Source organism: Arthrobacter sp. TJ-238 (assembly GCF_058269215.1).
The window spans coordinates 39142-63735 of the sequence record NZ_JBZCNH010000004.1 but is presented as its reverse complement, the minus strand read 5'-3'; the positions used below and the strand labels follow the sequence as shown (position 1 = coordinate 63735).

Genomic DNA, 24594 nt, shown 5'->3' with positions numbered 1-24594 from the left:
CCAGTCTATCGAAGGAATGGCTTCCGCTTTTCACCGATTGCGATCGGCGCCCGCCCCGACGCGGCCGGAGCGGCCGGGCGTGACGCGCGTCATGCGGCGTTAGCATGTGCCCTATGAGTACGCATCAGCAGGTCCCTCCGCCCGCGGAGGCCCCTGCACCCCTGCCGGTCGTGGGTTCCGGCCGCATCTTCAGCAGACCCGTCCTCGCCTGGGCGTCCTGGGACTGGGGCTCGGCCGCGTTCAACGCCGTCATGACCACGTTCGTCTTCACGGTCTACCTCACGTCGGAGCCGTTCGGCGGGGAGGAACGGGCCTCGCAGGTGCTCGGCTGGGGCCTCGCCGTGGCCGGCCTGCTGATCGCGCTCCTCGCGCCCGTCACCGGCCAACGCTCCGACAGCGGCGGCCGGCGGAAACTCTGGCTCGGTGTCAACAGCCTCGTGGTCGCCGTCCTCACTGCGCTGTGCTTCTTCGTGTTCCCGAGCCCTCAGATGCTGATCCTCGGTGTCGCACTGATCGCCGCAGCGAACATCTTCTTCGAGTTCGCCGGGGTCAACTACAACGCGATGCTGACCCAGATCTCCACGCCGTCCACCATCGGGCGCGTGAGCGGATTCGGCTGGGCCATGGGCTACGTGGGCGGCATCGCGGCCCTGGTGGTGGTCCTCGTGGTGTTCATCCAGCCGGTGGTCGACTGGCCCGGTGCCTCGAGCGAGAACGGCCTGAACATCCGCCTGGTCGCCGTCTTCTCGGCGCTGTGGTTCGCGGCGTTCGCGATCCCGGTGATGTTCACGGTGCCGGAGGTCCCGCGCCGCGCCCGGGCCGCGCAGCTGGGCTTCCTCGCGTCCTACGGACTGCTGGTGCGCCGTGTGAGGACCATCTACCGGGAGAGCCCGCACACCATCTACTTCCTGCTCGCCAGTGCCATCTTCCGCGACGGGCTCGCCGCCGTCTTCACCTTCGGCGGGATCCTCGCGGCGGGCGCCTTCGGCTTCTCCGCGAGCATGGTGATCGTCTTCGCCATCGCCGCCAACGTCATCGCCGCCGCGGGCGCCGTCATCGGCGGCTTCCTCGACGACCGCGTGGGACCCAAGCGCGTCATCATCGGCTCCCTCGTCGGGCTCCTGGTCGCCGGGACGGCGATCCTCCTGCTGGGCACCGAGACGCATTCCTTCATCGGCATGGAATGGACCTCGGACACCACGTTCTGGGTCTTCGGCCTGCTGCTGACCCTCTTCGTCGGCCCCGCCCAGGCGTCCTCACGCGCCTACCTCGCGCGCCTCGCCCCGGTGGGCGACGAGGGCGAGCTGTTCGGCCTGTACGCGACGACGGGCCGCGCGGTGAGCTTCCTCGCCCCGACCCTGTTCGCGCTGTGCATCGGGATCTTCGGTTCGCAGCTCTACGGTGTGATCGGCATCCTCGTGGTCCTGCTCGCCGGGCTCCTCGTGCTGCTCCCGGTCAGGCCTCCGGGGCGCGTGACGCGCGCCGTCGTGCCGGAGGCCTGATGCCCTAGATCCGGGTGCGGTGGAAGTTCAGGTGGCTGCGCGACGCCGTCGGGCCCCGCTGGCCCTGGTACCGGTTGCCGTACTCGCCGGAACCGTAGGGGTGCTCGGCCGGGGAGGTGAGCTTGAAGAAGCACAGCTGCCCGATCTTCGAGCCCGGCCACAGCTTGATCGGCAGGGTGGCCATGTTGGACAGCTCGAGGGTCACGTGGCCCGAGAACCCGGGGTCGATGAACCCGGCCGTGGAGTGCGTGAGGAGCCCTAGACGGCCCAGCGAGGACTTCCCCTCGAGGCGCGCGGCGATGTCGTCCGGCAGCGTGACGGTCTCGTAGGTGGAGCCCAGCACGAACTCGCCGGGGTGCAGGATGAACGGCTCGTCGGGGGCGACCTCCACCAGCCGCGTGAGTTCCGGCTGGTCCTCGGCGGGGTCGATGTGCGCGTACTTGTGGTTGTCGAACAACCGGAAGTAGCGGTCGATACGCACGTCGACGCTCGAGGGCTGCACCATCGCGGGATCATGCGGGTCGAGGACGATCCGCCCGGCGTCGAGTTCTGCCCGGATGTCGCGGTCTGAGATCAGCACCGTTCAAAGCTACCAGCCCGGCAGCACGCTGCCCGCGTCCTCGTCAGCACCCGTGTCAGCACCCGTGTCAGCACCCGTGTCAGCACCCGTGTCAGCATCCTCGCCGGCACCCGGGTCGGCGGGCCGGTCAGTTCCCGATCTCGGTGCGCACGGCGAACAGCTCGGGGAAGAACGTGAGCTCGAGCGCGCGCTGGAGGAACCCGACGCCGGACGAGCCGCCCGTGCCCGTCTTGAACCCGATGGTCCGCGCGACGGCCTTGAGGTGACGGAACCGCCAGAGCTGGAAGTTGTCCTCGAGGTCCACGAGCTCCTCGCACGCCTCGTAGATGTCCCAGTGCCCGGCGGCGTCCTCGTACACCTGCTTGTAGACGGCGACGAGCGCGGGCGCGAACTCGTGGGCCACGCTCTTGTCGCGGCCGAGCAGGTCCGCCGGGATCGCGTAGCCCCGCCGCGCCAGCAGCGCGATGAACTCGTCGTACACGCTGCTCTGCGCCAGGAGTTCGGTCAGCAGGGCCTGGGCCGCCGGGTCGGAGCCGAACACCGGGATCATCGCGGCGTTCTTGTTGCCGAGCAGGAACTCCACGGCCCTGTACTGGTAGGACTGGAAACCGCTCGAGGAGCCGAGGTCCCCACGGAACTCGGCGTATTCGGACGGGGTGAGCGTCGCCAGCACGGACCACTGCTCCGTCAGCGAGCGCTGGATGTGCTTGATCCGGGCGATGCCCTTCATCGCCGCCCGCAGGTCGTCGGCGCGCAGGTGGAGGCGGACGGCGCGCAGCTCGTGCAGCACGAGCTTCAGCCACAGCTCCGAGGTCTGGTGCTGGATGATGAACAGCATCTCGTCGTGGTGCTCCGGGGAGCTCACCGGATGCTGGGCGTCCAGCAGGCGGTCCAGGTCGAGGTACGAGCCGTAGCTCATCGTGTCGGAGAAGTCCCGCTTGATGCCCTGCTCCAGGTTGCGGGTGTTCCGCTCCACGCTCATGCGGCAAAGCCTACGCGGCGCCCATTCCGGCCGGATGTCGGCCCGCCCGTCTACGGTGGGACCAATCCGAGGAGGTCTCCATGCAGCCGATCCGCTGCAGCATCATCCCGCCCCATCTGCTCACCCGCCTCGCGGCCCTGCAGGACGCGCGGTTGTCCGTCGCGTCCGAGGCGGCCCGCCATGCACTGCTGGAACTCGAGCCCTTACTGCAGCACCGTGCGGAGGCGCTCCAGGCCCCGGTGCGGCAGGGGTCCGCCGTCATGGGGACGCTCGCCCGCCGGATCTCCGACGCCGGCGGCCGCGAGGAGCTCCCCGGAACCCTCGTGCGCCGGGAGGGGGCGCCACCCACCGGCGATGCCGCCGTGGACGAGGCCTACGACGGGCTCGGCGCCACCTACCGGCTCTTCAGCGAGGAGTACGGGAGGTCGTCGGTGGACGGCGCCGGCAGGCCCCTCGAGGCGACTGCGCACTACGGGGCCAACTACGACAACGCGTTCTGGGACGGCGAGCGCATGGTCTTCGGCGACGGCGACGGCGAGGTCTTCGGGCGCTTCACGGCCTCCCTCACCGTGATCAGCCACGAGCTCACGCACGGCTTCACGCAGTACTCGACCAACCTCGAGTACCAGGGCCAGTCGGGCGCCCTCAATGAGTCGCTGTCGGACGTCTTCGGCGTCCTCGTGGAGCAGCGCGAACTCGGCCAGGACGCCGCCACAGCGTCCTGGCTCGTGGGTGCGGGCATCTTCACGGCGGCGGTGGAGGGCACGGCGCTGCGTTCCCTGGCCGCTCCGGGCACGGCCTACGACGACGACGTCCTCGGCAGGGACCCGCAGCCGGCCACCATGGCCGACTACGTCGTGACGACCTCGGACAACGGCGGCGTCCACATCAACTCCGGCATCCCCAACCACGCCTTCTACCTCGCGGCCACGTCGATCGGCGGCCGGGCCTGGGAGAGTGCGGGCCGAATCTGGTACGACGCCGTCCTCAGCGGCAGCATCCCCCCGGACTGCGACTTCCCCACATTCGCGCGCGCCACCCAGGAGTCCGCGGAGAAGCGGTTCGGGCCCGGCAGCCCGGAGGCCGGCGCGGTCGCCGAGGCCTGGACGCAGGTCGGCGTGCTGCCGTGAGGATCGAGATCACCCGGTCGGGCGGCTTCGGCGGACTCACCCGGACCTGGAGCCTCGAGGTCAGCCGGACGGAGGCCGAGCAGCGCTGGCTCCCGCTGGCGGAGGCCGAGCAGACGGAATCTCCGGGCGAGAGTCCGGCCGGAATCCAAGCCGGAATCCAAGCCGGAACCCAGGCCGGGAGTTCCGCCGAAGCCGCCGCTCCGCGGGGAGGTAGCCGGCAGCGGGACCGCTTCAGCTACCGGATCGCGATCGGCTACACGGAGGTTAATCTCCCGGAGAGCCACCTCGGCGATCAGTGGCGGGAGCTGATCGACCGGGCGAGGGCCGGGGCGGCGCCCGATCCCGGGAAGCCGGAAGAACTGTTGTAAGGTGATGGAGCGGTTCAAGCACCGTGCGGGCGTAGCTCAATGGTAGAGCGCTAGCTTCCCAAGCTCGATACGCGGGTTCGATTCCCGTCGCCCGCTCCTGTTCCCTCCGGCGAGGCCCACCCGGTGTGCCCAAGGACACCTCACCCCGCCCGCCTCCGGGCCCGGTAGCGGCAGTATCCTTGAGGCGATGAATCGCACAATGTTCGCGTCGAAGATCCACCGCGCCACGGTCACCCATGCCGACCTGCACTACGTCGGGTCGGTCACCGTGGACCTCGACCTGCTCGACGCCGCTGACATCCTGCCCGGGGAGCTCGTCTCGATCGTCGACATCACCAACGGGGCCCGGCTCGAGACCTACACCATCGCCGGAGAGCGTGGATCCGGCGTCATCGGCATCAACGGGGCGGCCGCACACCTCGTGCACCGCGGCGACCTCGTCATCCTCATCACCTACGCGCAGATGACCACCGAGGAAGCCCGCGCATTCGTCCCCACCGTGGTGCACGTCGACGCCGACAACCGGATCGTGGAGCTCGGCTCCGATCCCGCGGAGGCCGTGACCGCCGGCGTCGAACGCCCCCCGTTCGCCCTGGATCATTCCGCCGTCTCCTGACGTCCCACCGGGGCGCGTCCGCGCGTTGCGGGATCGTAAGCAGCCTGTCTAGCGATTTGCCGCGCCAAGGCATAGGGTCGAAAAAGCAAGGTTGCTTAGGCTGCCGATTCGACCGAACCGTCAGTCGGGTTGTCTACAAGGATGTGGAGGCTCGGTACGAATGCCCAGTAGTCGACGAACACGCACCGCCGTGAAAAACCGTCCGAGAGGCACCGTCCTGGCGGGCCTCGTCATGGGAACCCTGGTGATGAGCGGCTGCGGCCCCGCGCAGGCGGACAACTCCCTCACCTGGTACATCAACCCGGATGCCGGCGGCCAGGCCGCCATCGCGCAGAAGTGCAGCGACGAGTCCGGCGGGCGCTACAGCATCGAGACCTCGCTCCTCCCGAACGACGCCGCCTCGCAGCGCGAACAGCTCGCACGCCGCCTGGCAGCGGGCGACGCGTCGCTCGACATCATGAGCCTCGACCCGCCGTTCATCCCCGAACTCGCCGAACCGGGCTTCCTGGCGCCGGTCCCCGAGGACGTCGCCGAGGCCACCACGGAGAACGTCGTCGAGGGCGCCATCGCCGGTGCCACCTGGAAGGACGAGCTCGTCACGGTCCCGTTCTGGGCCAACACCCAGATCCTCTGGTACCGCGAGTCGGTGGCGGAAGCGGCCGGCCTCGACATGTCCGGGCCCGTCACCTGGGAGCAGGTCATGGAGGTCGCGCGGACCCAGGAGAAGACCCTCGGGGTGCAGGGCGCGCAGGCCGAATCCATGACGGTGTGGGTCAACGCCCTCATCGAGTCGGCAGGCGGTTCGATCATCGTTGACCCCGAGGCCACGGCCGACACCATCGAACTGGGGCTGGACACCGACGCAGGCATCGCGGCGGCCGATGTGATCGCTACCATCGGCAAGGACGGCCTGGGCGGTCCCGGCCTTCCCACGCAGGCCGAGAACGAATCCCTCATCGGCTTCCAGGGTGACTCGGGCTCCTTCATGGTCAATTGGCCCTTCGTCTGGCCCGCCACGGTCGCCGCGGTCGAGGCCGGCACGCTGGACCAGTCCGTCCTCGACGACATCGCCTGGGGCATCTACCCCCGGATGTCGGAGGACCAGGAGGCGGCCCCGCCGCTCGGAGGGATCAACCTCGGCGTCGGGGCGGCCAGCGACAACCCCGAACTCGCCTACGAGGCGGTCCAGTGCATCGTCTCCGTCGAGAACCAGTCCGAGTACTTCCTGACCAACGGCAACCCGCCGGCGAACACCGAGGCCTACGAGGACCCCCGGATCGAGGAGTCCTTCCCGATGGCCGAGACCATCAGGGATTCCCTCCAGGTCGCGGCACCCCGCCCGCAGACCCCGTTCTACAACGAGGTCTCCACCGGCATCCAGCAGACCTGGGCGCCACCCTCCGCCGTCGACCCGGACAGCACGCCGCAGTCGTCGAGCAACTTCATCATCTCGGTCCTCAGAGGGGAGCAACTCCTGTGACCTCCGCCATCCCAGCGAGAACAAAGACGGCGTCACCCACCGAGCCCGGTCCGAAGCTGGACGCAGGCAACAGCAAGGGCAGCGGCAACGGGAAGAAGCAGCGGATACAGTACAGCGACCGCACCCGCGCGGAGCGGCGGCTCGGCTGGATCCTCGCCGGTCCGGCGTTCGTCATCATGCTGCTCGTCACGCTGTACCCGATCCTGCAGGCCATCTACGAGTCACTGTTCCGCTTCCGGCTGACGGCGCCCGATGAGCGGGCCTTCATAGGCCTCGAGAACTACATCGTGATCCTGTCGGATCCGGTCTGGTGGTCCGGGCTGTGGACGACGGTCCTGATCACCGTCGTCACCGTCGTCGTGGAACTCGTCCTCGGGTTCGCCCTGGCGCTCGTGATGCACAAGGCACTGAAGTCGGTCCGAGGGTTGCTGCGCACCGCGATCCTCGTGCCCTACGGCATCATCACCGTGGTCTCCGCGTTCGCCTGGTTCTACGCCTTCGACATCAACTCGGGCTACGTCAACAGCTGGTTCGCCTGGCTGCCGGGCATCGACGAGAACCTCAACTGGTTCGCCCAGGGCCCCACCGCCCTGTTCGTCATCATGGCCTCCGAGATCTGGAAGACCACGCCGTTCATCTCGCTGCTCCTCCTCGCCGGCCTCGCGCAGGTACCGGACGAGCTCAGCGAGGCGGCGAAGGTCGACGGCGCCACCTGGTGGGAGCAGATGCGCAAGGTCATCATCCCCAACATGAAGGCGGCGATCATGGTCGCCGTCCTCTTCAGGGCCCTGGACGCCTTCCGCATCTTCGACAACGTGTTCATCATGACCAACGGCGCCTACGGCACGGAGGTGCTGTCGCTGCTCGCCTACCGGCAGTCCATCAGCAGACTGGAGATCGGGCTCGGCTCTGCCGTGTCCGTGCTCCTGTTCCTCTGCGTCCTGCTGATCTGCTTCGTGGCGATCAAGCTGTTCAAGGTCGATCTCGCCGGATCGCAGGGAGGAAAGTAATGACGAACACCAGCACCAGGAACAAGGTCCTCTGGGCGGTCGCCACGGTCCTCGTCCTCGTCTACGCGCTCTTCCCGGTCCTGTCGATTCTCGCCACGTCCTTCAAGTCCCCGAGCGACCTGACGAACGGGAAGTTCCTCCCCTCGTCGGGCACCGCAACGACGAGCAACTACGAGCAGATCCTCGTGGGCGACGCCCAGGGGCTCTTCCTCTCGGCCCTGCGCAACTCCATCGGCATCTCGCTCATCGCGACGTTCATCGCCGTGGTGCTGGCGACGCTGTGCGCCTACGCGATCGCCCGCCTGGACTTCCCCGGCAAGAAGCTCATCCTGACCACGGCACTGGCCGTCTCGATCTTCCCCGTCATCTCGATCGTGACGCCGCTGTTCAACCTGTGGCGCACCATCGGCCTCTACGACACGTGGCTCGGCCTGATCATCCCGTACCTCTCGCTCACGCTCCCCATCTCCATCTGGACCCTCGCCGCGTTCTTCCGGCAGATCCCCTGGGAACTGGAGCAGGCGGCCCAGGTCGACGGCGCCACGACGTGGCAGGCGTTCCGCAAGGCCATCGTCCCGCTCGCCCTGCCGGGGGTGTTCACGACGGCGATCATCGCGTTCTTCATCGCGTGGAACGACTTCGTGTACGGCATCTCGCTGACGTCCACCGAAGCGGCGCGGCCCGTGCCCGCCGCGCTCGCGTTCTTCACCGGGGCCTCGCAGTTCGAGTCACCGACCGGAGCCATCTCGGCGGCCGCGATCATCGTCACGATCCCGGTGGTCCTCCTCGTCCTCCTCTTCCAACGCCAGATCGTCTCCGGCCTGACCTCGGGCGCCGTCAAGGGCTGACGGCCCCTCGCGGCGCGCTCAAGAAAAGGAATCGCACCATGGCTTCAATCACCCTCAACCACCTGGTCAAGAAGTACGGCGACGGTTTCCCCGCCGTCAACGACATCAGCATCGACATCGCGGACGGGGAGTTCATCATCCTCGTGGGCCCGTCGGGCTGCGGGAAGTCCACGCTGCTGCGCATGATCGTGGGCCTCGAGGACATCACGGACGGCGACCTGCTCATCGACGGCCAGCGCGTGAACGACAAGGCGCCCCGGGACCGCAACCTGGCGATGGTGTTCCAGAACTACGCCCTGTACCCGCACCTGACGGTGTACGAGAACATCGCGTTCCCCCTGCGTCTGGCCAAGGGCAAGCACTCGGAGGACCAGGTGAACAAGCTCGTCACCGAGGCCGCGGCGACCCTGGAGCTGACCGACCATCTGCAGCGCAAGCCGGCGAACCTCTCGGGCGGTCAGCGGCAGCGTGTCGCGATGGGCCGGGCCATCGTCCGCCAGGCGGACGCGTTCCTCTTCGACGAGCCGCTGTCGAACCTGGACGCCAAGCTGCGTGGGCAGATGCGGTCGGAGATCTCCCAGATGCAGCGGCGCCTCGGTGTCACCTCCGTGTACGTGACGCACGACCAGACCGAGGCCATGACCCTCGGCGACCGCGTCGCCGTGCTGAAGAAGGGCGAGCTGCAGCAGATCGCCTCTCCCCGGGAGCTGTACGAGCAGCCCGTGAACCTCTTCGTGGCGGGCTTCATCGGCTCGCCGTCGATGAACTTCCTGCCCGCGACCCTCGAGGGCACCACCCTGAGGACCGCGCTCGGCGACATCAGCATCCCGGAGGACAAGGCCCGCAAGGCGGCCGGCAAGCGCGTGGTCCTCGTGGGTGTCCGTCCCGAGTTCTTCGAGGACGCCAAGCTCGTGGAGGACAGCAAGCTCCCCCACGGGTCCACGTTCACGGCGACCCTCACGCACACGGAGTGGCTCGGCAACGAACAGTACGGGTACATCAACTTCGACCCGGCACCCGAGATGCGCGAACTCCTCAACAGTCTCGCCCGGGACATGGACGCCGACGAACTGCGTCCGCAGGTGGTGGTCACGCTCGACGCCGCGAGCCGCATCCGGGGCGGGCGTGAGGCCGAGATCTGGCTGGACACGCGGAAGCTCCACCTGTTCGACGCCGAGTCCGGGGAGAACCTGACGCGTGATGCCGAGGCGGGTGCCGCGCTGACGCTCGAGGCCGCCGAGGACCGCGCGGAGGAGATCGCGACCGCTCAGCAGGCGGACCGTGACGGGAGCGCCTTCGGCAACGGGGCCTCCGGCAACGGCACGTCAGGCAACGTAACGTCGGCCGCGGGGAACGCCACGGTGGATGCCGGCGCCCGTTCGGGCGGCTCGTCAGCAGCCGGGGGCAAGCACGCGGCAGGCTGACCGGCCCCGGGCGGTCAGCCGTCCCGGAGGGCACCTACACGGCAGGACCGGCACCCGCGAGGGCACCGGTCCTGCTGTGTAGTGTGGCCCTATGGTCGAACACGACGGCGCCGCCCAGGTCGCCGACATCACCGCCGGGTACGTCTTCGAAGGACCGACCCTGCACCTCGGGGCGGCGCTGGTGGGCGGCACGGTGCACGCCGACGCGCAGGTGCGCCTGCCGCTCGCCATGATGAACCGGCACGGCCTGATCGCGGGCGCCACGGGCACCGGCAAGACCGTGACCCTCCAGGTCCTGGCGGAGCAGCTCTCCGCACAGGGCGTCCCCGTGTACCTGTCCGACATCAAGGGCGACCTCACCGGGCTCGCCGCGCCGGGAACGGCGTCGGACCGGCTGACGAAGCGCACGGCGAGCGTGGGACAGGACTGGACCCCCACCGGCTTCCCCGTCGAGTTCCTCACCCTCGGCACCGGGGACGGCGTCCCCGTCCGCGCCACCATCTCCTCCTTCGGCCCCCTGCTCCTCAGCCGTGTCCTCGACCTCAACGAGACGCAGGAATCCAGCCTGCAACTCGTCTTCCACTACGCGGACCGGAACGGCCTAGAGCTGTACGACCTCGCCGACCTCCGCGCCGTCATCGTCTTCCTCACCTCCGACGAGGGCAGGGACGCCCTGAGCTCCCTCGGCGGCCTGTCGCGCGCCACGGCCGGCGTCATCCTGCGCGGCCTCGTGACGCTGGAAGCACAGGGCATGGACGCGTTCTTCGGTGAACCGGAGTTCGACACCGCCGACCTCCTCCGGACCGCACCGGACGGCCGCGGGATCATCACAGCGCTGGAACTCGTCAGCGTGCACCAGAAACCGCGGCTGTTCTCCACGTTCCTGATGTGGCTGCTGGCCGACCTCTTCGCCGAACTGCCCGAGGTCGGTGACACGGACAAGCCGCGCCTGGTGTTCTTCCTCGACGAGGCGCACCTGCTCTTCACCGGTTCCTCGAAGGCCTTCCGCGAGTCCATCCAGGCCACGGTGCGGCTGATCCGGTCCAAGGGTGTGGGTATCTTCTTCGTCACGCAGACACCGAAGGATGTGCCCGCGGAGGTCCTCGGGCAGCTCGCCAACCGCATCCAGCACGCGCTGCGGGCCTTCACCCCCGACGACGCCAAGGCCCTCCGCGCCACGGTGTCCACCTTCCCCATGAGCGACTACGACCTCGAGGAGGTCCTGACCTCGGCCGGGATCGGCGAGGCCGTGGTCACCGTGATGAACGAGCGCGGTGCGCCCACGCCGGTCGCGTGGACGCGGCTCCGCTCCCCCGAATCAGTTCTGGGCCGCGGACCCGAGGGGACGGTGTCCGCCGCCGTCGCCGCATCCCCCCTCCTCCCCCGGTACAGCCGGGCCGTCGACAGGCATTCCGCGTACGAGAAGCTGACCGGACCCTCCCACGGCGTCCCGGCCGGCGCACCGGTTCCGCGTCCCGACCCGCCGGCGCACCATACCGGGCCCACCGGGCCCACCGGGCCGTCGCGCGAGGCGCGCGACGAGGAGGCACACCGCATCGAGGAGGAGATCCTCGGCCCGCCCCTGCGCCGGATACCCGAGCACGCGGAGCGCCGCCCGTCCCGGGACGAGCGGACGACGGCGGGCCGCGGCCCTGACCGGGACGAGCTGGCGGATCTGGCCCTGAAGGCGGCCGGGGTCATCGGCAAGGAACTGGCACGCGGCCTGTTCGCCACGAAACGCCGCAAGCGCCCGTGGTCCTGAGCCTGCGGGCACCGGGGGCGGTGTCCGAGGAGACACGTGCTGCGGTGGTGATCGAGTTCGTGTCGGCGGGCCTGACGGCGCTGGGACTCGGACTGCTGATCGCAGCACTCGTCATCCGGCTGATCTACGGCTCGTGGACCCGTACGCAGGCCATCACCTTCGACCACGAGGGACACCCGTACCTCCGCTGGCACGATCACCGGTACCGGATCGTGGAGGCGCTGTGGTCCGGCGGTATCCGGCGACGGCGGCAGGGTGCCGCCCCGTCACCGCTGCCGCCCGGTGAGGACGTCACCATCTTCTACCAGGCGAGGAACCCCGCGCAGTGGACCCTCGAGGAGCCGTACCGGGGCACCCGTGTGGTCGCCGGCGTCGGGCTCGTGTGCGCCGTACTCGGGGCATTCCTGGGATTCCTGCCCGGCTGAACCGGACCAGCCGGTACCGTTGAGGGGTGCAAACCACTCCTGTCGTGAAGGTGCTCGCGGGCTGGCTGCTGGCACTCATGCTGGTCGGCACGGGCTTCCTCGCGACCGTCTCCCTCCTCAACGGGCAGCTGTACGGCCCCGAGCACCAGGTCCGCCTGTACCTCGACGCGCTGCGCGACGGCGACGGCGGCAGGGCGCTGGGCCTGCTCAACGCCTCGGTGCCGGAGGGCTCCAACCCGGTCCTGCTGGACGGCGAGATCCTCGAGCGGGCGAGCGCGTCCCTCGAGGACGTGACGGTGGGTGATGCACGCGAGGCGGGCGCGGACCGCGTGGAGGTCCCCGTCACCTATACGCTCGACGGAGCGCAGACGACCACCGCCTTCCCCCTCCAGCGCATCGGCACCGAATGGGGTCTGTTCACCGTGTGGCGGTTCGAGCAGAGCGTCCTGCCGACGGTCGAGGTGTCCGCCGTGAACAGCGTCCGGGCCACGGTGAACGGCGTGGACGTCGGGCTCCCCGACGGGAAGGCATCCCTCGCGTCCTTCTACCCCGCAGCCGTCACGGCGCAGTACGAGGGCAGGTACTTCTCGGCGCCGGAGCTCCACGCGACGGTCACCGGCCGGGACGCTCCGCCGCCCCTGGCGCTCGCGACCGAGGCCAAGCCCGAACTGACCCGGGCGGTCGACGACCAGCTGCGTGCCTTCCTGGACGACTGCGCCCGCCAGACCGTCTTCCAGCCCACGAACTGCCCGTTCAACTACATCACCAATGAGCGGCTGGCCGGGGACATCACCTGGTCCATCGAGGACTACCCCCAGGTGTCCATCACGGCCAGCGACGGCGGGTGGCTCCTGGCGCCTTTGCGCGGGTCCGCCCGCATCGAGACCCAGCTCCGGGACTTCTTCTCGGGCGACGTCCGGGACGTGGTCGAGTCCGTGCCCTTCGAGTTCGGCGCCGACCTCGCGGTGACCGGGGACGCCATCACCGTCACGCCCGTGGTCCGCTACTAGGCGCTGCCGCTACCCGGCACGGCCGGCATCACGGGATGAGGCGTTCGGCGCGGTAGCGGTCGAACAGCGCGGTGAACGCGTCCGGGGTCCGCCGGTACCCGGTGAACCCCGCCACCCGGCTCTTGCCCATGTCGGTGACCACCTCGATGTCCCGCCCGAGGTCGCCGTCGGTGTGCCACCAGGAAGCCATCCGATCCAGCCGGGGCTCCGCGAGGCCGTGGCGCTCGGCGATCCCCGCCCACTGGGCGTCGCGGCCGGCCATGGCCTGCTCGAGCGGGCGCGGCGCGCCGCTGTACCCCTCCCACTCCACGCCGAAGTAGGCGGCGAGCTGCGGCCATAGCCAACGCCACCGGAAGACGTCGCCGTTGACGATGTTGAACGCCTGGTCGGCGGCCGAGGGAGCCGTCGAGGCCCACAGCATGTGCTCGGCGAGGAGCCCGGCGTCGGTCATGTCGGTGAGCCCGTTCCACTGCGTCTCCGACCCGGGGAACACGAACGGTTCGCCCGCCTCGCGGCAGAGGGTGGCCTGCGTGGCGAGCGTCAACCCCATGTTCATGGCGTTACCGACCGCATGGCCGATCACGGTGTGCGCCCGGTGGACCGACCACGTGAAGCCCTGCTCCGCCGCCGCGGCGAACAGCTCGTCCTCCTGCGCATAGTAGAAGTTCCGGACCGGCAGGCGCGGCTCCTCCTCGTGGAACGGTGTATCGGCCATCTGCCCGGCAGCATAGGCCTCGAAGGGCCCGAGGTAGTGCTTCAGCCCGGTCATGAGGGCCACATGCGCCACGTCCTTGCCGCGGAGGGCGAGCAGCAGGTCCCGCAGCATGCCCGCGTTGACCTCGATGTTCGCCGCCTCGGTGTCCTGCCGCGACCAGGCGGTGAAGAACACGTGCGTGGGCCGCTCCGGGGCGAGGGCGGCCGCCACGGCGTCGGCGGAGGTGAGGTCCGCGGACAGCCAGCGGACGCCGTCCTGCCCGGCACCGGGCCTGCGGGAGAGCGCCAGGACCGCCCAGCCCTCCGCGGTGAGCCGCTCCACGAGCGCTGATCCGGCGATACCCGTGGCTCCCACCACGAGAGCCGTGCGCCGTGTCGGTGCTGCGGGTCCGCTGTCGGTGGTCATGGTGGACTCCTCGTCGTGGTGCTGGGTGTGCGGTCTGCGTCGGTGGGTCGGCGGTGGCGCGGCGGGGTCAGTCCAGGCCGCGCAGGTCCAGCGTCAGGGCGGTGTCGCCGTCGGCCGTGACCGACACCGGGATACCCCAGTCCTGCTGGTACAGATGGCAGGCGGCGTGGTCGGGGATCTCCCCGCCCGGCTCGCCGTCGCAGGACGCCGCCCGCGCGGTGATGTGCAGGACGCCGTCGCCCGCATCCGGGGACAGCACGAGTTCCCGCGTCAGTCCCGTGGACGTACCTCCGCCGGATACCAGCAGGGACTCCGGGGAGGCGCTGATCTTCAGCTGCGTGGGGTCGCCCCAGCGGTCGTCGAGCTTCTGTCCCGTGGGCGCGGAGAAGCGCACGGTCAGGGCCACGGGCCCGGCGGACATCGGCGTCTTGGGCCGCTGCGTCCGGGACGCTCCCTCGTCGACGGCGAGCGCCTCCTTGGGCAGCGGCACGCGGACGAGCTGGTGCCGGTTCGCCTCGACGACGATCAGCAGCGGGTCCCCGCCGTCGGCGACGGGGGTCATGTCGACCAGCACGTCGGACGGCTCGGACAGGCCGCGCAGCAGCGTGGAGACCTGGCGCGTGGCCGGGTCGTAGCGGCGCACGGCTCCGTTGTAGGTGTCGGCGATGGCGATGGAGCCGTCGGGCAGGGCGGTGACGCCGAGCGGGTGCTGCAGGCGCGCCTGGTCGGCCTCGCCGTCCCGGAAGCCGAAGTCGAACAGGCCGGTCCCGATGGCCGTCTGCACCTGCACGCGCCTGCGCCCGTCGACCTCGGGGAAGGACAGGATCCGCACCGAGGACGTCTCGGAGTCGGCGATCCAGATGGTTCCGTTGGCGTCCTCCGCGAGACCCGAGGACTGGGCGAACCAGGCGGCGGAGGCGTCGCCGTCGAGCAGTCCCTCGAGGCCGGTACCGGCGAGGACCTCGACGGCGTTGGTGCGGGGGTCGTAGGTGAAGATCTGGTGCGTGCCGGCCATGGCGACGACCACGCGGTCCAGGACCGTCGAGTAGAGCACGTCCCAGGGGGAGGACAGCGAGATGTTCAGGGCGTCGGTGCCCAGCTGCGTCTCCGTGAGGCGCGGTGTCTCGCTCTCCGCGCCGACCTCGTGCGCGTTCTCCTGTCGGCCCGTCTTGGTGTGGTTGCCGGCGTCGAGCAGGCGCTGCGTACCGTTCCCGGCGAGCGTGCGCACCTCGCCCGTGGCGAGGTCCACCCCGCGGAGGCGGTGGTTCACGGAGTCGGCGACGACGACGTCGTATCCGACCTCCGCCGCGAGCCCTGCCGGGAGGAGGGCGACGCCCTGGGGCTCGTTGAACTGGGCCTCGCCGGCTGCGCCGTCGCGGAAGCCCTTGGTGCCGGAGCCGATGGTGCGGCGCACGGTGACGAGGTCCGCCTCGAGCTCCACGAGCCGGTGGTGGCCCGTGTCGCCGGCCAGGAAGGTGCCGGTGGCGGGCAGGGCGAGGAGCTTGCCCGGGAACTTCAGCTCCCCGGCCGTGCTCTCGGCCGGCACGTAGGGCCCGTCCCCGCGGTGCAGCGTGCCCTTGGCCTCGTGCTCGGCCACGAGCTCCTCCACGAGGGAGGTGAGCCCTGCGGCGTGGCCCTCACCGGAGAGGTGCGCCACGATGTAGCCCTCGGGGTCGATGACCACGAGCGTCGGCCAGGCGCGCGCCGTGTAGGCCTGCCAGGTGGTCAGTTCCGGGTCGTCCAGCACCGGGTGGTGGATGTCGTAGCGCTCGACGGCGGCGGCGAGCGCCACCGGGTCGGCCTCGTGCTCGAACTTCGGGGAGTGCACGCCCACCGTGACGAGGACGTCCGAGTACTGCTCCTCGAGGGGGCGCAGCTCGTCGAGGACGTGGAGGCAGTTGATGCAGCAGAAGGTCCAGAAGTCGAGGATGACGATCTTCCCGCGCAGGTCCTCGAGCTGCAGTTGCTTCCCGCCGGTGTTCAGCCAGTTGCGGCCGGTCAGCGCTGAACCGCGCACGCGGTAGCCGGTGCGCACGGTGGTCTCGGTCATTCGGTCTCCCCTGCAGAGTCTCCTGGTGTGGTGGCCCGCGCGGGGGGCTGCTGCCCTGGCCTGCGGGTTCCGGCGTCGCGCTTGGCGAGGTCGGCGAACATGCTGTTGTAAGCCGCCAGGTCGGCGTCGTTATTCCTGTCCGCCGCGCGGTCGGTGCGCTTCGTCTCCCGGGCATCCGATCGGGACCACATGATCGCGACGCCGATCGCGAGCAGCAGCGTCGGGATCTCGCCGACGCCCCACGTCACGGCACCGCCCACCTGCTGGTCGGCGAGCGCCGAGACACCCCATTCGCGGCCCATGTTGCCGAACCAGGACGCCTCGAGCAGGGAGGTGGAACCCATGAGGGTCACACCGAAGAAGGCGTGGAAGGCCATGGTGGCGAACAGGAGCACGATCCGCAGCGGGTAGGGGGCACGGAACGGGACCGGATCGGAGCCGATCATCGAGAGCACGAAGATGTACCCGGTGATGAGGAAGTGCGTGATCATGAGCTCGTGGCCCACGTGCTCGCGGAGCGCGAACCCGAACAGCGGCGAGTAGTAGAAGACGATGATCGAGGCCACGAAGTTGCCGGCCGCGAAGAGCGGGTGCGTGATGATCCGTGACGGCCAGGAGTGCACGATCACGAGGATCCATTCGCGGATGCCGCGCGTGCCGTCGCGTCGCGCGTCGAGGGCCCTGAGTGCCAGCGTGACGGGCGCTCCGAGGACGAGGAACAGCGGCACCACCATGGTCAGCGCCATGTGGTCGATCATGTGGGCGCTGAACAGCACCATGCCGTAGATGGCGGGGGCGCCGGACGTGAAATAGGTGAGCAGCAGCAGACCCACGATCCAGCTGACGAGCTTCAGCGGGGACCAGGAGTCACCGCGGCGGTGGAGCTTCACCGTGCCGAGGATGTAGGCGACACCGAGGGTCAGGGCGACGGTGATCCACAGCCAGTCGGGCCGCCACTCGCTGAGCCAGCGCATCGGGGTGGGCTCGGGCGGGAGGTCGTACCCCGTCAGGACGCGGGCTGGCCCTGCCGCGGTGGGCAGTTCCTCGGCGCGGGGAGGCGCGGTGCGGCCGAGGGCCCCTGCCACGCCGGAGACCGCGGCCATGATCACGAGTTCCACCGTGATGAGCTGCCACAGCACCCGTCGCGCGGACAGCTTCGACGCGGCCGTCCCGGCGGAGGCTTCCAGCTGCGGGATGATCCACTGCCGGTGCATCCAGCCGATCCCGCCCAGCAGCAGCGTGGCGATGGTCTTGAAGGTGACCAGCAGACCCCACTGCGAGCTGAGCTGCGAGAGGTCCGTGATGCGGAGGCTCGCGTTCACCACGCCCGAGGCCACCACGAGCAGGAACGCGAACCCGGCCAGGGCCGAGAAGCGCTTGAGGACGGGCAGCGTCTGCTCGCCCAGCTTGCCGCCGACGACGGCGAGGGAGATGATCCCGCCCACCCACAGGCACACCCCGACGAGGTGGAGGGCGATCGAGTTGACGGCCGCGTTGTGGTCGTCGCCGCTGGCGGAGTGGCCGATCAGCGCCATGGGCAGCAGGTTCAGGAGCGCCAGCACCAGGGCCAGCGCCAGCCCGATCTGGGACCGCACCCCGAACAGGACCGTGGCGAGGACGGCGGACACGATGGATGTCACGAGCCAGGCGCGCCCCGTGGAGAAGTCGGTGAGGAACGCCGCGAGGCCCTGCGTGTAGGTGGGGTCGGAGCTGAGCGGGAGGCCCGCCGCGTCCGAGTAGGTGAAGACCATGACGCCCAGCGCGCCGAGCGTCCAGGCGACAGCGGAGGCGGAGGCGAGGAGCAGCACGCGGGAGAAGGCCGGATGCTCGCCGGCATCCTCCCGGGGCTTCCGCCCCTTCGAGCCGACCTGCCGCGGCAGCATGACGACGGCGAAGACGAGGGCACCGATGGTGGCGGCGGCCGCGGTGTTGTTGAGGACCTTGGCCATGGGAAGGCCCCACCGCGTCAGGGCACCGGGGTCGCCGAGCTGGCGGGCAGCCGCCGCGCCGGAGAAGAACAGGGCGACCACGAGTGCGGCGAGGACCGCGACGCCGGCGAGGACCAGCCAGAAGGTCCCGATGGCGCGCTCCGGGGAGGTGCTGGCGAGCGTCTCGCGCGGGTGCTTGGCAGTAGTGGACACATACACCATTCTCTACCCGCAGTAGAAATAGGGCGAATTCCCCGCGGCCCCCACGCTTCGGGCGGATCCGTGCAGGAACGACGGAGGGCCGCTGCCATGATGGCAGCGGCCCTCCGGTGGAACGCGGACTACTTGGCGGAAGCCTTCAGCTTCGAGCCGGCGGTCAGCTTGACGCTGTGGCCGGCCGCGATCTGGATGGTCTCGCCGGTCTGGGGGTTGCGGCCCGTGCGCGCTGCGCGGCTGGTGCGCTCGACGGCGAGCCATCCGGGGATGGTGATCTTCTCGTCCTTGGCGATGGACTCGGCGAAGACGTCGAACAGCGCGTCGAGGACGCTGTTGACTGCAGCCTGGCTGGTGTCAGCCTTCGCTGCTACCTCGGAGACAAGTTCACTACGGTTCTTAGCCAATTTAGGTCCTCCTGGACGTACTCTTCGGAACGAGCTTTTCGCGGTATTCGAAAAGCCTCTGTTCGAAAACCTATCAGCTTGCACGCGGTGTTCCGCGTGTTTACGCGGCTTTTCGGCTCGATCGGGGCCGGATTGACCCAGTTCCGGCCTCTTTCGCGGGCTTCGGGCGGGAAACGGCAGAAGCCGGCAACCCGCGGGTTGCCGGCTTCTGAGGTGCCGTGCGGAGGGCGTCACGCCCCGGTGGCTGTTACCAGCTCGACTTGGTCACGCCGGGCAGCTCGCCCCGGTGCGCCATGTCACGGAAGCGGACACGCGAGATGCCGAACTTCTGGAGCGTGCCGCGGGGGCGGCCGTCGATCTGGTCGCGGTTACGCAGGCGTACCGGCGAGGCGTTCCGGGGAAGCTTCTGCAGGCCGAGGCGTGCTGCTTCGCGGGCTTCGTCGGTGGCGTTCTCGTCGACGAGGGTCTTCTTGAGCTCGAGGCGCTTGGCCGCGTAGCGCTCGACGATGACCTTGCGCTGCTCGTTGCGAGCAATCTTTGACTTCTTGGCCATGGTTTAGCGCTCCTCTCGGAATTCGACGTGCTTGCGGATCTTGGGGTCGTACTTCATCAGGACCATGCGGTCCGGATCGTTACGACGGTTCTTCCGCGTCACGTAGGTGTAGCCCGTCCCTGCGGTGGACTTCAGCTTGATGATCGGACGTACGTCCTTGTCCTTTGCCATTAGAGCTTCACTCCCCTCGCGAGGATCGCCGCGACGACAGCGTCGATACCGCGGACGTCGATCGTCTTGATGCCGCGGGCCGAGACCTGCAGCGTCACGTTGCGGCGCAGGGAAGGCACGTAGTAGCGCTTCTTCTGAATGTTGGGGTCGAACCGGCGCTTGTTGCGGCGGTGCGAGTGCGAAATGCTGTGTCCAAAGCCGGGCTCGGCTCCGGTCACTTGGCAGTGGGCTGCCATAACTCTCCTCCAGATTAGATGAACGTGACGGAATCACTTGTTGAGCGTCCCGCCACCAGTAATGACACCGCTATTACTGCAGCTTTCCGGAGGTTGGCCTGGCAGGGTGAGAACCTGCCGAAGCGCCTCGCCGCGGGGAAGACGGTGAAGATCGGGCGTCGCGCAGCCTCGCGGCGCACAGCCCGACATTTCAGGTAGTCGCGGGTAGCCGGGCGGACTCCGTCCCGCCCATGGACGGATCGGCGTCAGCCACAGCCAAACGCCCTACCATACTACCGACAGGGTTCGGCTTGACCAAAACGGGTCAGTCGCCCATCCGCCCATCCCGGTCGACGACGACGGGCTCGTCCGGTCCTGCCCCCGCGCAGTCCCCGGACACGACCGCGCCGGAGTCGACGATCGCGTACCGGACGCGGCCGCCCGCGGTGATCCGCACGCGGTTGAGCAGCACCGAGTCCTCCACGACGGCGCCGGCCTCCACCGTGGCACCCGAGCCGATGACGCTCCTGCGGACGGTACCGTGCACCGTGGCTCCGGGGGCGATCAGCGCGTCGGCGACCACGGCGCCCTCGCCGATGCGCGCCGGGACCAGCTGCGGGGGCTCGGTGAGGATCGGCCACTGCGGGTCCGCAAGGTCCAGCCCCCGGCCGTCGACGAGGTCGAGGTGGGCGCGGAGGTAGTTGACCGGCGTCCCGAGGTCCCGCCAGTACCCTTCGAGCCGGTGCTCCACCACGGCGCCGCGTCGCACCAGGTGGGGAACCAGGTGGTGTCCGTAGTCCCCGAGCCCGTCCTCGGTGTCCTGCAGGCCGTCGAGCGTGTCGAGCAGGGCGGCCGCGGTGTAGAGGAAGATCTCGGCTGCCACGATGCTCGTGGGAGGGCTCTCGGGCTTGTAGGCGAAGTCGGTGACCCGGCCGGCGTCGTCGACGGTGGCCACGCCGTGGTTGGAGGCGTCGCCGTCGAAGTCGACAGTGACCATGGTGAGGTCCGCGCCGGTGCGGAGGTGCGTGTCGACGACGTCGCGGTAGTCGAGGCGGTAGAGGTGGTCGGAGCTGAGCACCAGGACGAGGTCCGGCGCGAAGTCCCGGATGAAGGCGGCCTGGCGGAGCAGGCCGTCCGCGTTGCCGTCGGCGAAGCCCTCACCTTCCCTGCCGCTGAAGGGCGGCAGGACCAGCAGGCCGCCGCGCGTGCGGTCGAGGTCCCAGGGCCGGCCGTTGCGGAGGTGGTCGTTGATGGTCTTCGGCTGGTACTGCTCCATGATCCAGACGTCGGAGATGCCGCTGTGCTGCAGGTTCGACAGTGCGATGTCGATGAGCCGGAAGCTGCCGCCGAGGGGCATGGCCGGCTTGGCGCGATGGTCGGTGAGGGCGCCGAGGCGGCCGCCCGCCCCGCCGGCGAGGACGATCGCGAGGACGCGGGGTTGGTGCCGGAACTGTCCGTGCGGGGCCATCTGACGTCCTCTCCCCGGTCCACGCCGGGTGCTGTCGGGTCCTCGGGACGGGGTGCGCGGCCGAGGGGAATCGGGGGAATCGGCTCGACGCCGATACCGGGCCTAAGGCGACCGGGGCGAGGCGCTCGCCCCGACCTCCTCGCCGTCGGCCAGGATCCAGTGGGCGCTGTCCATGCCGCGGAGGATCTTGCGGCCGACCCGCTCGAGGTCGGCGACGTCCTGCCCGTCGAGGGCGTCGAAGACCGTGGCGCGGACCTGTGCGACGTGCGCGACCGCGAGTTCGGTCAGCATCTCGAGTCCGGCGGGCGTCAGGGAGGCCGTCGTCACCCGGCCGTCGGAGTGGGACGGGAGGCGGGACACCCAGCCGCGCCCTTCCAGCTTCTTCACCACGTGGCTGAGACGCGAGAGCGACGCCGTCGAGCGTGCAGCCAGTTCGCTCATGGGCAGGCACCTGCCCTCGGACTCGGAGAGCATCGCGAGGACCGTGTAGTCGAACAGGGTGATGCGTGCCTCGCGGAACAGGTGCGCGTCGAGGCTCGCGGGGACCAGGGACGTCAGCGCATACAGTGCCAGCCAGGCGCGCCGCTCGTCGGATGTGAGCCATTGCGCCGCCATCCGCTCATTCTGGCACACCGGTTCCGGGGCGCCGAAGGGCTGCGCGCGGAGCGGCGCAGCCTTGCGGGCCGCCACCGGGGGTGCTTGTCGGAGACCGTCCGGTGTCGGGGCGGACCGGTCCCCTCCCCGGGCGCCGGGTCCGGCGCGTGGCCCGTCCTCCCGGCCGGCGGTCCTCACGCCCGGACGATCTGCGACTCGCGTGGCACCTCGGTGCCCGTGGCGGTCCGGAAGGCGAGGGGCAGGCCACGGGCGGCTCCCCAGTCGATGCTGTCGGTGACCTGCAGGTGCACGTGCGGCTGGGTGCTGTTGCCGGAGTTCCCGCACTCGGCCAGCAGTCCCCCGGCGAGGATCCGGTCCCCCACCCGGACCCGGAGCGATCCCCGGCGCAGATGGGCGACCAGCACGAAAGGCCCGCCCCGCTCGAGGGCGACGACGACGTGGTTGCCGGCTATCGCCGCCGGCCCGTCGTGGATCCGGCGGGACTGGCCCGCCGTGTAGGCCAGCAGCGCAGGCTGTGACCTCCGCGCTGCATGGTCCTCCTCGCCGTCGTGGGCGATCACGACGGTGCCGGCGGCCGGCGCCAGGACCGGGGCGCCGAAACCGACGAACGCCTCGGGCGGTTCGGTGGCCAGCAGGGTGCGCCACCCGCGCGCGGCCACCCTGCCGTGCCCGTCGACGGGGACGAGGTCGATGGCGTAGGTGGTGCCCATCAGGTGGGTGCCGTGGCTCGGTACGCGGCGGGCAGGGCTGTTGCGGGCTCGGAAGGACCCACGGAGGGGATACTGCAGCACGACCGGCTCACGAGAGGGCGGCAGCACGTCGGGCCGGAGGCCTCAGGCCGGAACGGTCGCCCGGTCGGGCTGGACCGGCGTCGGGTACTTGGCTGTCAGTTCGTCGCCCGAGGAGACGCCGCGAAGGCGTCGTCCCACCCACGGCTTCAGGTACTCCCGTGCCCACTGCGCGTCCGCCTTGAGCTGCTCGGCCCGCCGGAGGACCGGGCGCGCCTCCAGCTCCGGCAGGTCGATCCGGTGGGAGGCCTTCAGCGCCTCGAGGACGCGCGCGGCCATCAGCGTGTGTCCGGCGGCGGACATGTGCATGCGGTCGACGTCCCAGTAGCCCCAGTCCTGGAACTCGCGCAGCCGCCAGTAGTCGACGATCGTCGCGTCGCGCTTGTCCGCGATCTCGCGGACCCACTCGTTGTAGACGGCCGTACGCCCGCGGGTCTTCCCGAACACGGCGGAACCAGCCGCGTCGAAGCCCGTGAACAGCACGACGGCGGTGCCGGCGTCGCGGAGCCGCCCGACGCCGTCGTCGTAGTGCGCCATGAGGGCGTCGATGTCGATGCGGGGCCGCAGGATGTCGTTGGCGCCCGCGTAGAGGGTCACGAGCGTCGGCTGCAGCGCCAGGGCGGCGTCGATCTGCTCGTCGAGGATCTGGCGCATCTTCTTCCCGCGGATCGCGAGATTCGCGTAGCCCCAGGAGGGGTCGGCGAGGATGAGCTGCTCGGCGACGCGGTCGGCCCAGCCGCGCACGCCGTTGGGGGACGCCGGATCCCAGTCGCCCACCCCTTCGGTAAAGGAGTCGCCGAGGGCCACATAGCGCTGGGGAAAGTTCACGTCCCAAAGATTACCCTCGGCGCCGGGGACGGCCGGGATAAGCTCGACGGAGCCATCCGTTGACACCCCGCACGAAGGACACCATGCCCACCGACGTTTCACCCGCGCCGACCACCGACACCGTCGCGGATGCCGGATCGGGCGGCCGTCGAGCCGCGCTGATCGTCAACCCGATCAAGGCCACCACCGCCGACGTCGAGGGCGCCGTCCGGCGCATCTCCGCCGAGGACGGCTGGGAGGAACCGCTCGTGATCGAGACGACCGCCGATGATCCGGGGCACGGCCAGGCCCGGGAGGCGCTCGAGGCCGGGGTGGACCTCGTCATCGCGGCCGGCGGGGACGGCACCGTCCGGTGCGTCGCCGAGGAACTCGCCGGCACCGGGACCATGATGGCCCTCGTGCCGCTGGGTACCGGGAACCTGCTCGCCCGGAACCTCGACATCGCCGTCGACGATCCGGATGCCGCCGTCGAGTCCGCTTTCCGCGGGACGGAGCGGACCATCGACGTCGTGCACGTCACCGTCGACCGCGCCCAGGACGCCCACGTGTTCCTGGTCATGGCGGGGATCGGCTACGACGCCGCCATCATGTCCGACACGCGGGATGATCTGAAGGACAAGGTCGGCTGGCTCGCCTATGTGGACGCCGGGATCAGGAACCTGCCCGGCAGGCCCTCGCGCACCACCATCTCCGTGAACGGGGGCAAGCCCTTCGAGCGCCGCCTGCGCAGCGTCATGGGCGGCAACTGCGGGAAGATCATGGGCGGCCTGGAGATCTTCCCCGGCGCCAGGATCGACGACGGCCTCATGGACCTCATGACCGTGGCACCCAAGGGCAGGCTCGGGTGGCTGGCCGTCGTGGGCAAGCTGGTCGCGCGCGGCAAGGGCAGGAGCAAGGACCCGTCGCTGGAGTACTTCCAGTGCCGCACCGCCGAGATCACGCTGCGTGAGCCGCTCGAGGTGCAACTCGACGGCGACGCCCTCGGCAAGGCGACGCACATGGCCTTCGAGGTCAGGCCGGACTCGCTCCGCCTGCGGATGCCGCTCGGTTACAAGGATCCCGCCGTCGTGAGCGAACCGCTGCCCTGACGGGGCCTCCGGC

At 69.8% G+C, this 24594-nt stretch carries 25 protein-coding genes and 1 tRNA gene; 13 read left to right on the top strand and 13 right to left on the bottom strand.

The window, feature by feature from the left end; translation table 11 throughout:
* Positions 1 to 104: 104 nt before the first annotated feature.
* Positions 105 to 1502: an MFS transporter gene (locus AC4D2O_RS09180; protein WP_490906601.1), complete on the top strand. Its 1398-nt coding sequence runs from the start codon at positions 105 to 107 to the stop codon at positions 1500 to 1502.
* A 4-nt stretch (positions 1503 to 1506) separates the two neighbouring features.
* Here AC4D2O_RS09180 and dcd read toward each other — a convergent pair whose 3' ends face one another.
* Both dcd and AC4D2O_RS09170 read right to left on the bottom strand, forming a co-directional pair.
* A complete protein-coding gene (dcd, locus tag AC4D2O_RS09175; RefSeq protein WP_104051780.1) occupies positions 1507 to 2082 on the bottom strand; it encodes a dCTP deaminase in 576 nt (191 codons plus the stop codon).
* A 127-nt stretch (positions 2083 to 2209) separates the two neighbouring features.
* A complete protein-coding gene (locus AC4D2O_RS09170; protein ID WP_490906599.1) occupies positions 2210 to 3064 on the bottom strand; it encodes a tryptophan 2,3-dioxygenase in 855 nt (284 codons plus the stop codon).
* Between the two features lie 80 nt (positions 3065 to 3144).
* Here AC4D2O_RS09170 and AC4D2O_RS09165 point away from each other — a divergent pair, with 80 nt between their 5' ends.
* The 11 genes from AC4D2O_RS09165 to AC4D2O_RS09115 all read left to right on the top strand — a co-directional run bounded on the left by AC4D2O_RS09165 (position 3145) and on the right by AC4D2O_RS09115 (position 13137).
* Positions 3145 to 4194, top strand: coding sequence for a M4 family metallopeptidase (locus AC4D2O_RS09165; protein ID WP_490906597.1), 1050 nt, complete (start codon positions 3145 to 3147; stop codon positions 4192 to 4194).
* Positions 4191 to 4562 carry a protealysin inhibitor emfourin gene (locus tag AC4D2O_RS09160; protein WP_490906596.1) on the top strand — a complete coding sequence of 124 codons (372 nt, stop codon included), beginning with the start codon at positions 4191 to 4193 and terminating at the stop codon, positions 4560 to 4562. The genes AC4D2O_RS09165 and AC4D2O_RS09160 overlap by 4 nt, the downstream gene beginning before the upstream one ends.
* Positions 4563 to 4587: 25 nt before the next feature.
* A tRNA-Gly gene (locus AC4D2O_RS09155) sits at positions 4588 to 4658 on the top strand.
* Positions 4659 to 4749: 91 nt separating this feature from the next.
* Positions 4750 to 5178, top strand: coding sequence for an aspartate 1-decarboxylase (panD, locus tag AC4D2O_RS09150; RefSeq protein ID WP_490906595.1), 429 nt, complete (start codon positions 4750 to 4752; stop codon positions 5176 to 5178).
* A gap of 160 nt (positions 5179 to 5338) precedes the next feature.
* Complete coding sequence (locus AC4D2O_RS09145; RefSeq protein ID WP_490906592.1) at positions 5339 to 6658, top strand: extracellular solute-binding protein; 1320 nt, start codon at positions 5339 to 5341, stop codon at positions 6656 to 6658.
* A 104-nt stretch (positions 6659 to 6762) separates the two neighbouring features.
* Positions 6763 to 7668 carry a carbohydrate ABC transporter permease gene (locus tag AC4D2O_RS09140; protein ID WP_490907487.1) on the top strand — a complete coding sequence of 302 codons (906 nt, stop codon included), beginning with the start codon at positions 6763 to 6765 and terminating at the stop codon, positions 7666 to 7668.
* Positions 7668 to 8516 (top strand): carbohydrate ABC transporter permease, encoded by an 849-nt coding sequence (locus AC4D2O_RS09135; protein WP_490906591.1) that lies wholly within the window; start codon positions 7668 to 7670, stop codon positions 8514 to 8516. Before AC4D2O_RS09140 ends, AC4D2O_RS09135 begins: the two co-directional genes overlap by 1 nt.
* Before the next feature lie 38 nt (positions 8517 to 8554).
* The gene (locus AC4D2O_RS09130) at positions 8555 to 9940 is read left to right on the top strand and encodes an ABC transporter ATP-binding protein (RefSeq protein ID WP_490906590.1); all 1386 of its coding nucleotides are present in this window, start codon (positions 8555 to 8557) and stop codon (positions 9938 to 9940) included.
* A gap of 91 nt (positions 9941 to 10031) precedes the next feature.
* The gene (locus AC4D2O_RS09125) at positions 10032 to 11702 is read left to right on the top strand and encodes a helicase HerA-like domain-containing protein (protein ID WP_490906589.1); all 1671 of its coding nucleotides are present in this window, start codon (positions 10032 to 10034) and stop codon (positions 11700 to 11702) included.
* Complete coding sequence (locus AC4D2O_RS09120) at positions 11693 to 12127, top strand: hypothetical protein (protein WP_490906587.1); 435 nt, start codon at positions 11693 to 11695, stop codon at positions 12125 to 12127. Before AC4D2O_RS09125 ends, AC4D2O_RS09120 begins: the two co-directional genes overlap by 10 nt.
* A gap of 26 nt (positions 12128 to 12153) precedes the next feature.
* The gene (locus AC4D2O_RS09115) at positions 12154 to 13137 is read left to right on the top strand and encodes a hypothetical protein (protein ID WP_490906586.1); all 984 of its coding nucleotides are present in this window, start codon (positions 12154 to 12156) and stop codon (positions 13135 to 13137) included.
* 28 nt (positions 13138 to 13165) lie between these two features.
* Here AC4D2O_RS09115 and AC4D2O_RS09110 read toward each other — a convergent pair whose 3' ends face one another.
* The 11 genes from AC4D2O_RS09110 to AC4D2O_RS09060 form a co-directional block, all read right to left on the bottom strand.
* A complete protein-coding gene (locus AC4D2O_RS09110; RefSeq protein WP_490906585.1) occupies positions 13166 to 14257 on the bottom strand; it encodes an SDR family oxidoreductase in 1092 nt (363 codons plus the stop codon).
* Positions 14258 to 14324: 67 nt separating this feature from the next.
* Positions 14325 to 16307 (bottom strand): NHL domain-containing thioredoxin family protein, encoded by a 1983-nt coding sequence (locus AC4D2O_RS09105; protein WP_490906584.1) that lies wholly within the window; start codon positions 16305 to 16307, stop codon positions 14325 to 14327.
* Positions 16304 to 18457 carry a bifunctional copper resistance protein CopD/cytochrome c oxidase assembly protein gene (locus AC4D2O_RS09100; protein ID WP_490906583.1) on the bottom strand — a complete coding sequence of 718 codons (2154 nt, stop codon included), beginning with the start codon at positions 18455 to 18457 and terminating at the stop codon, positions 16304 to 16306. Before AC4D2O_RS09100 ends, AC4D2O_RS09105 begins: the two co-directional genes overlap by 4 nt.
* 119 nt (positions 18458 to 18576) lie before the next feature.
* Positions 18577 to 18855, bottom strand: a complete 279-nt coding sequence (locus tag AC4D2O_RS09095; protein ID WP_104051767.1) for an HU family DNA-binding protein — start codon at positions 18853 to 18855, stop codon at positions 18577 to 18579.
* Positions 18856 to 19102: 247 nt separating this feature from the next.
* Positions 19103 to 19408, bottom strand: coding sequence for a 30S ribosomal protein S14 (gene rpsN / locus AC4D2O_RS09090; protein WP_026545363.1), 306 nt, complete (start codon positions 19406 to 19408; stop codon positions 19103 to 19105).
* 3 nt (positions 19409 to 19411) lie between these two features.
* Positions 19412 to 19579: a 50S ribosomal protein L33 gene (gene rpmG, locus AC4D2O_RS09085; protein ID WP_019481734.1), complete on the bottom strand. Its 168-nt coding sequence runs from the start codon at positions 19577 to 19579 to the stop codon at positions 19412 to 19414.
* Entirely contained in the window at positions 19579 to 19815 is a 237-nt protein-coding gene (gene rpmB, locus AC4D2O_RS09080) for a 50S ribosomal protein L28 (RefSeq protein ID WP_490906582.1), read from the bottom strand. Before rpmB ends, rpmG begins: the two co-directional genes overlap by 1 nt.
* Before the next feature lie 304 nt (positions 19816 to 20119).
* On the bottom strand, positions 20120 to 21262 hold the full coding sequence (locus AC4D2O_RS09075) for a glucose-1-phosphate adenylyltransferase family protein (RefSeq protein ID WP_490906581.1): 1143 nt from the start codon (positions 21260 to 21262) through the stop codon (positions 20120 to 20122).
* Between the two features lie 102 nt (positions 21263 to 21364).
* Positions 21365 to 21877 carry a MarR family winged helix-turn-helix transcriptional regulator gene (locus AC4D2O_RS09070; protein ID WP_490906580.1) on the bottom strand — a complete coding sequence of 171 codons (513 nt, stop codon included), beginning with the start codon at positions 21875 to 21877 and terminating at the stop codon, positions 21365 to 21367.
* Between the two features lie 173 nt (positions 21878 to 22050).
* A complete protein-coding gene (locus AC4D2O_RS09065) occupies positions 22051 to 22668 on the bottom strand; it encodes a M23 family metallopeptidase (protein ID WP_490906579.1) in 618 nt (205 codons plus the stop codon).
* 42 nt (positions 22669 to 22710) lie between these two features.
* Positions 22711 to 23493, bottom strand: coding sequence for an SGNH/GDSL hydrolase family protein (locus AC4D2O_RS09060; protein WP_490906578.1), 783 nt, complete (start codon positions 23491 to 23493; stop codon positions 22711 to 22713).
* A gap of 83 nt (positions 23494 to 23576) precedes the next feature.
* Between AC4D2O_RS09060 and AC4D2O_RS09055 the strand changes: the two genes are divergently transcribed.
* Entirely contained in the window at positions 23577 to 24581 is a 1005-nt protein-coding gene (locus AC4D2O_RS09055) for a diacylglycerol/lipid kinase family protein (RefSeq protein ID WP_490906576.1), read from the top strand.
* Positions 24582 to 24594 lie beyond the last annotated feature (13 nt).

What these genes read in the sequence shown, in the direction of transcription:
- rpmG (WP_019481734.1), bottom strand. Translation starts at nt 19,579, where the DNA reads ATGGCAAAGGACAAGGACGTACGTCCGATCATCAAGCTGAAGTCCACC.
- AC4D2O_RS09070 (WP_490906580.1), bottom strand. Translation starts at nt 21,877, where the DNA reads ATGGCGGCGCAATGGCTCACATCCGACGAGCGGCGCGCCTGGCTGGCA.
- AC4D2O_RS09100 (WP_490906583.1), bottom strand. Translation starts at nt 18,457, where the DNA reads ATGGTGTATGTGTCCACTACTGCCAAGCACCCGCGCGAGACGCTCGCC.
- AC4D2O_RS09165 (WP_490906597.1), top strand. Translation starts at nt 3,145, where the DNA reads ATGCAGCCGATCCGCTGCAGCATCATCCCGCCCCATCTGCTCACCCGC.
- panD (WP_490906595.1), top strand. Translation starts at nt 4,750, where the DNA reads ATGAATCGCACAATGTTCGCGTCGAAGATCCACCGCGCCACGGTCACC.
- AC4D2O_RS09180 (WP_490906601.1), top strand. Translation starts at nt 105, where the DNA reads ATGTGCCCTATGAGTACGCATCAGCAGGTCCCTCCGCCCGCGGAGGCC.
- AC4D2O_RS09110 (WP_490906585.1), bottom strand. Translation starts at nt 14,257, where the DNA reads ATGACCACCGACAGCGGACCCGCAGCACCGACACGGCGCACGGCTCTC.
- AC4D2O_RS09135 (WP_490906591.1), top strand. Translation starts at nt 7,668, where the DNA reads ATGACGAACACCAGCACCAGGAACAAGGTCCTCTGGGCGGTCGCCACG.
- AC4D2O_RS09130 (WP_490906590.1), top strand. Translation starts at nt 8,555, where the DNA reads ATGGCTTCAATCACCCTCAACCACCTGGTCAAGAAGTACGGCGACGGT.
- AC4D2O_RS09075 (WP_490906581.1), bottom strand. Translation starts at nt 21,262, where the DNA reads ATGGCCCCGCACGGACAGTTCCGGCACCAACCCCGCGTCCTCGCGATC.
- AC4D2O_RS09105 (WP_490906584.1), bottom strand. Translation starts at nt 16,307, where the DNA reads ATGACCGAGACCACCGTGCGCACCGGCTACCGCGTGCGCGGTTCAGCG.
- AC4D2O_RS09125 (WP_490906589.1), top strand. Translation starts at nt 10,032, where the DNA reads ATGGTCGAACACGACGGCGCCGCCCAGGTCGCCGACATCACCGCCGGG.
- rpmB (WP_490906582.1), bottom strand. Translation starts at nt 19,815, where the DNA reads ATGGCAGCCCACTGCCAAGTGACCGGAGCCGAGCCCGGCTTTGGACAC.
- AC4D2O_RS09170 (WP_490906599.1), bottom strand. Translation starts at nt 3,064, where the DNA reads ATGAGCGTGGAGCGGAACACCCGCAACCTGGAGCAGGGCATCAAGCGG.
- rpsN (WP_026545363.1), bottom strand. Translation starts at nt 19,408, where the DNA reads ATGGCCAAGAAGTCAAAGATTGCTCGCAACGAGCAGCGCAAGGTCATC.
- AC4D2O_RS09055 (WP_490906576.1), top strand. Translation starts at nt 23,577, where the DNA reads ATGCCCACCGACGTTTCACCCGCGCCGACCACCGACACCGTCGCGGAT.
- AC4D2O_RS09145 (WP_490906592.1), top strand. Translation starts at nt 5,339, where the DNA reads ATGCCCAGTAGTCGACGAACACGCACCGCCGTGAAAAACCGTCCGAGA.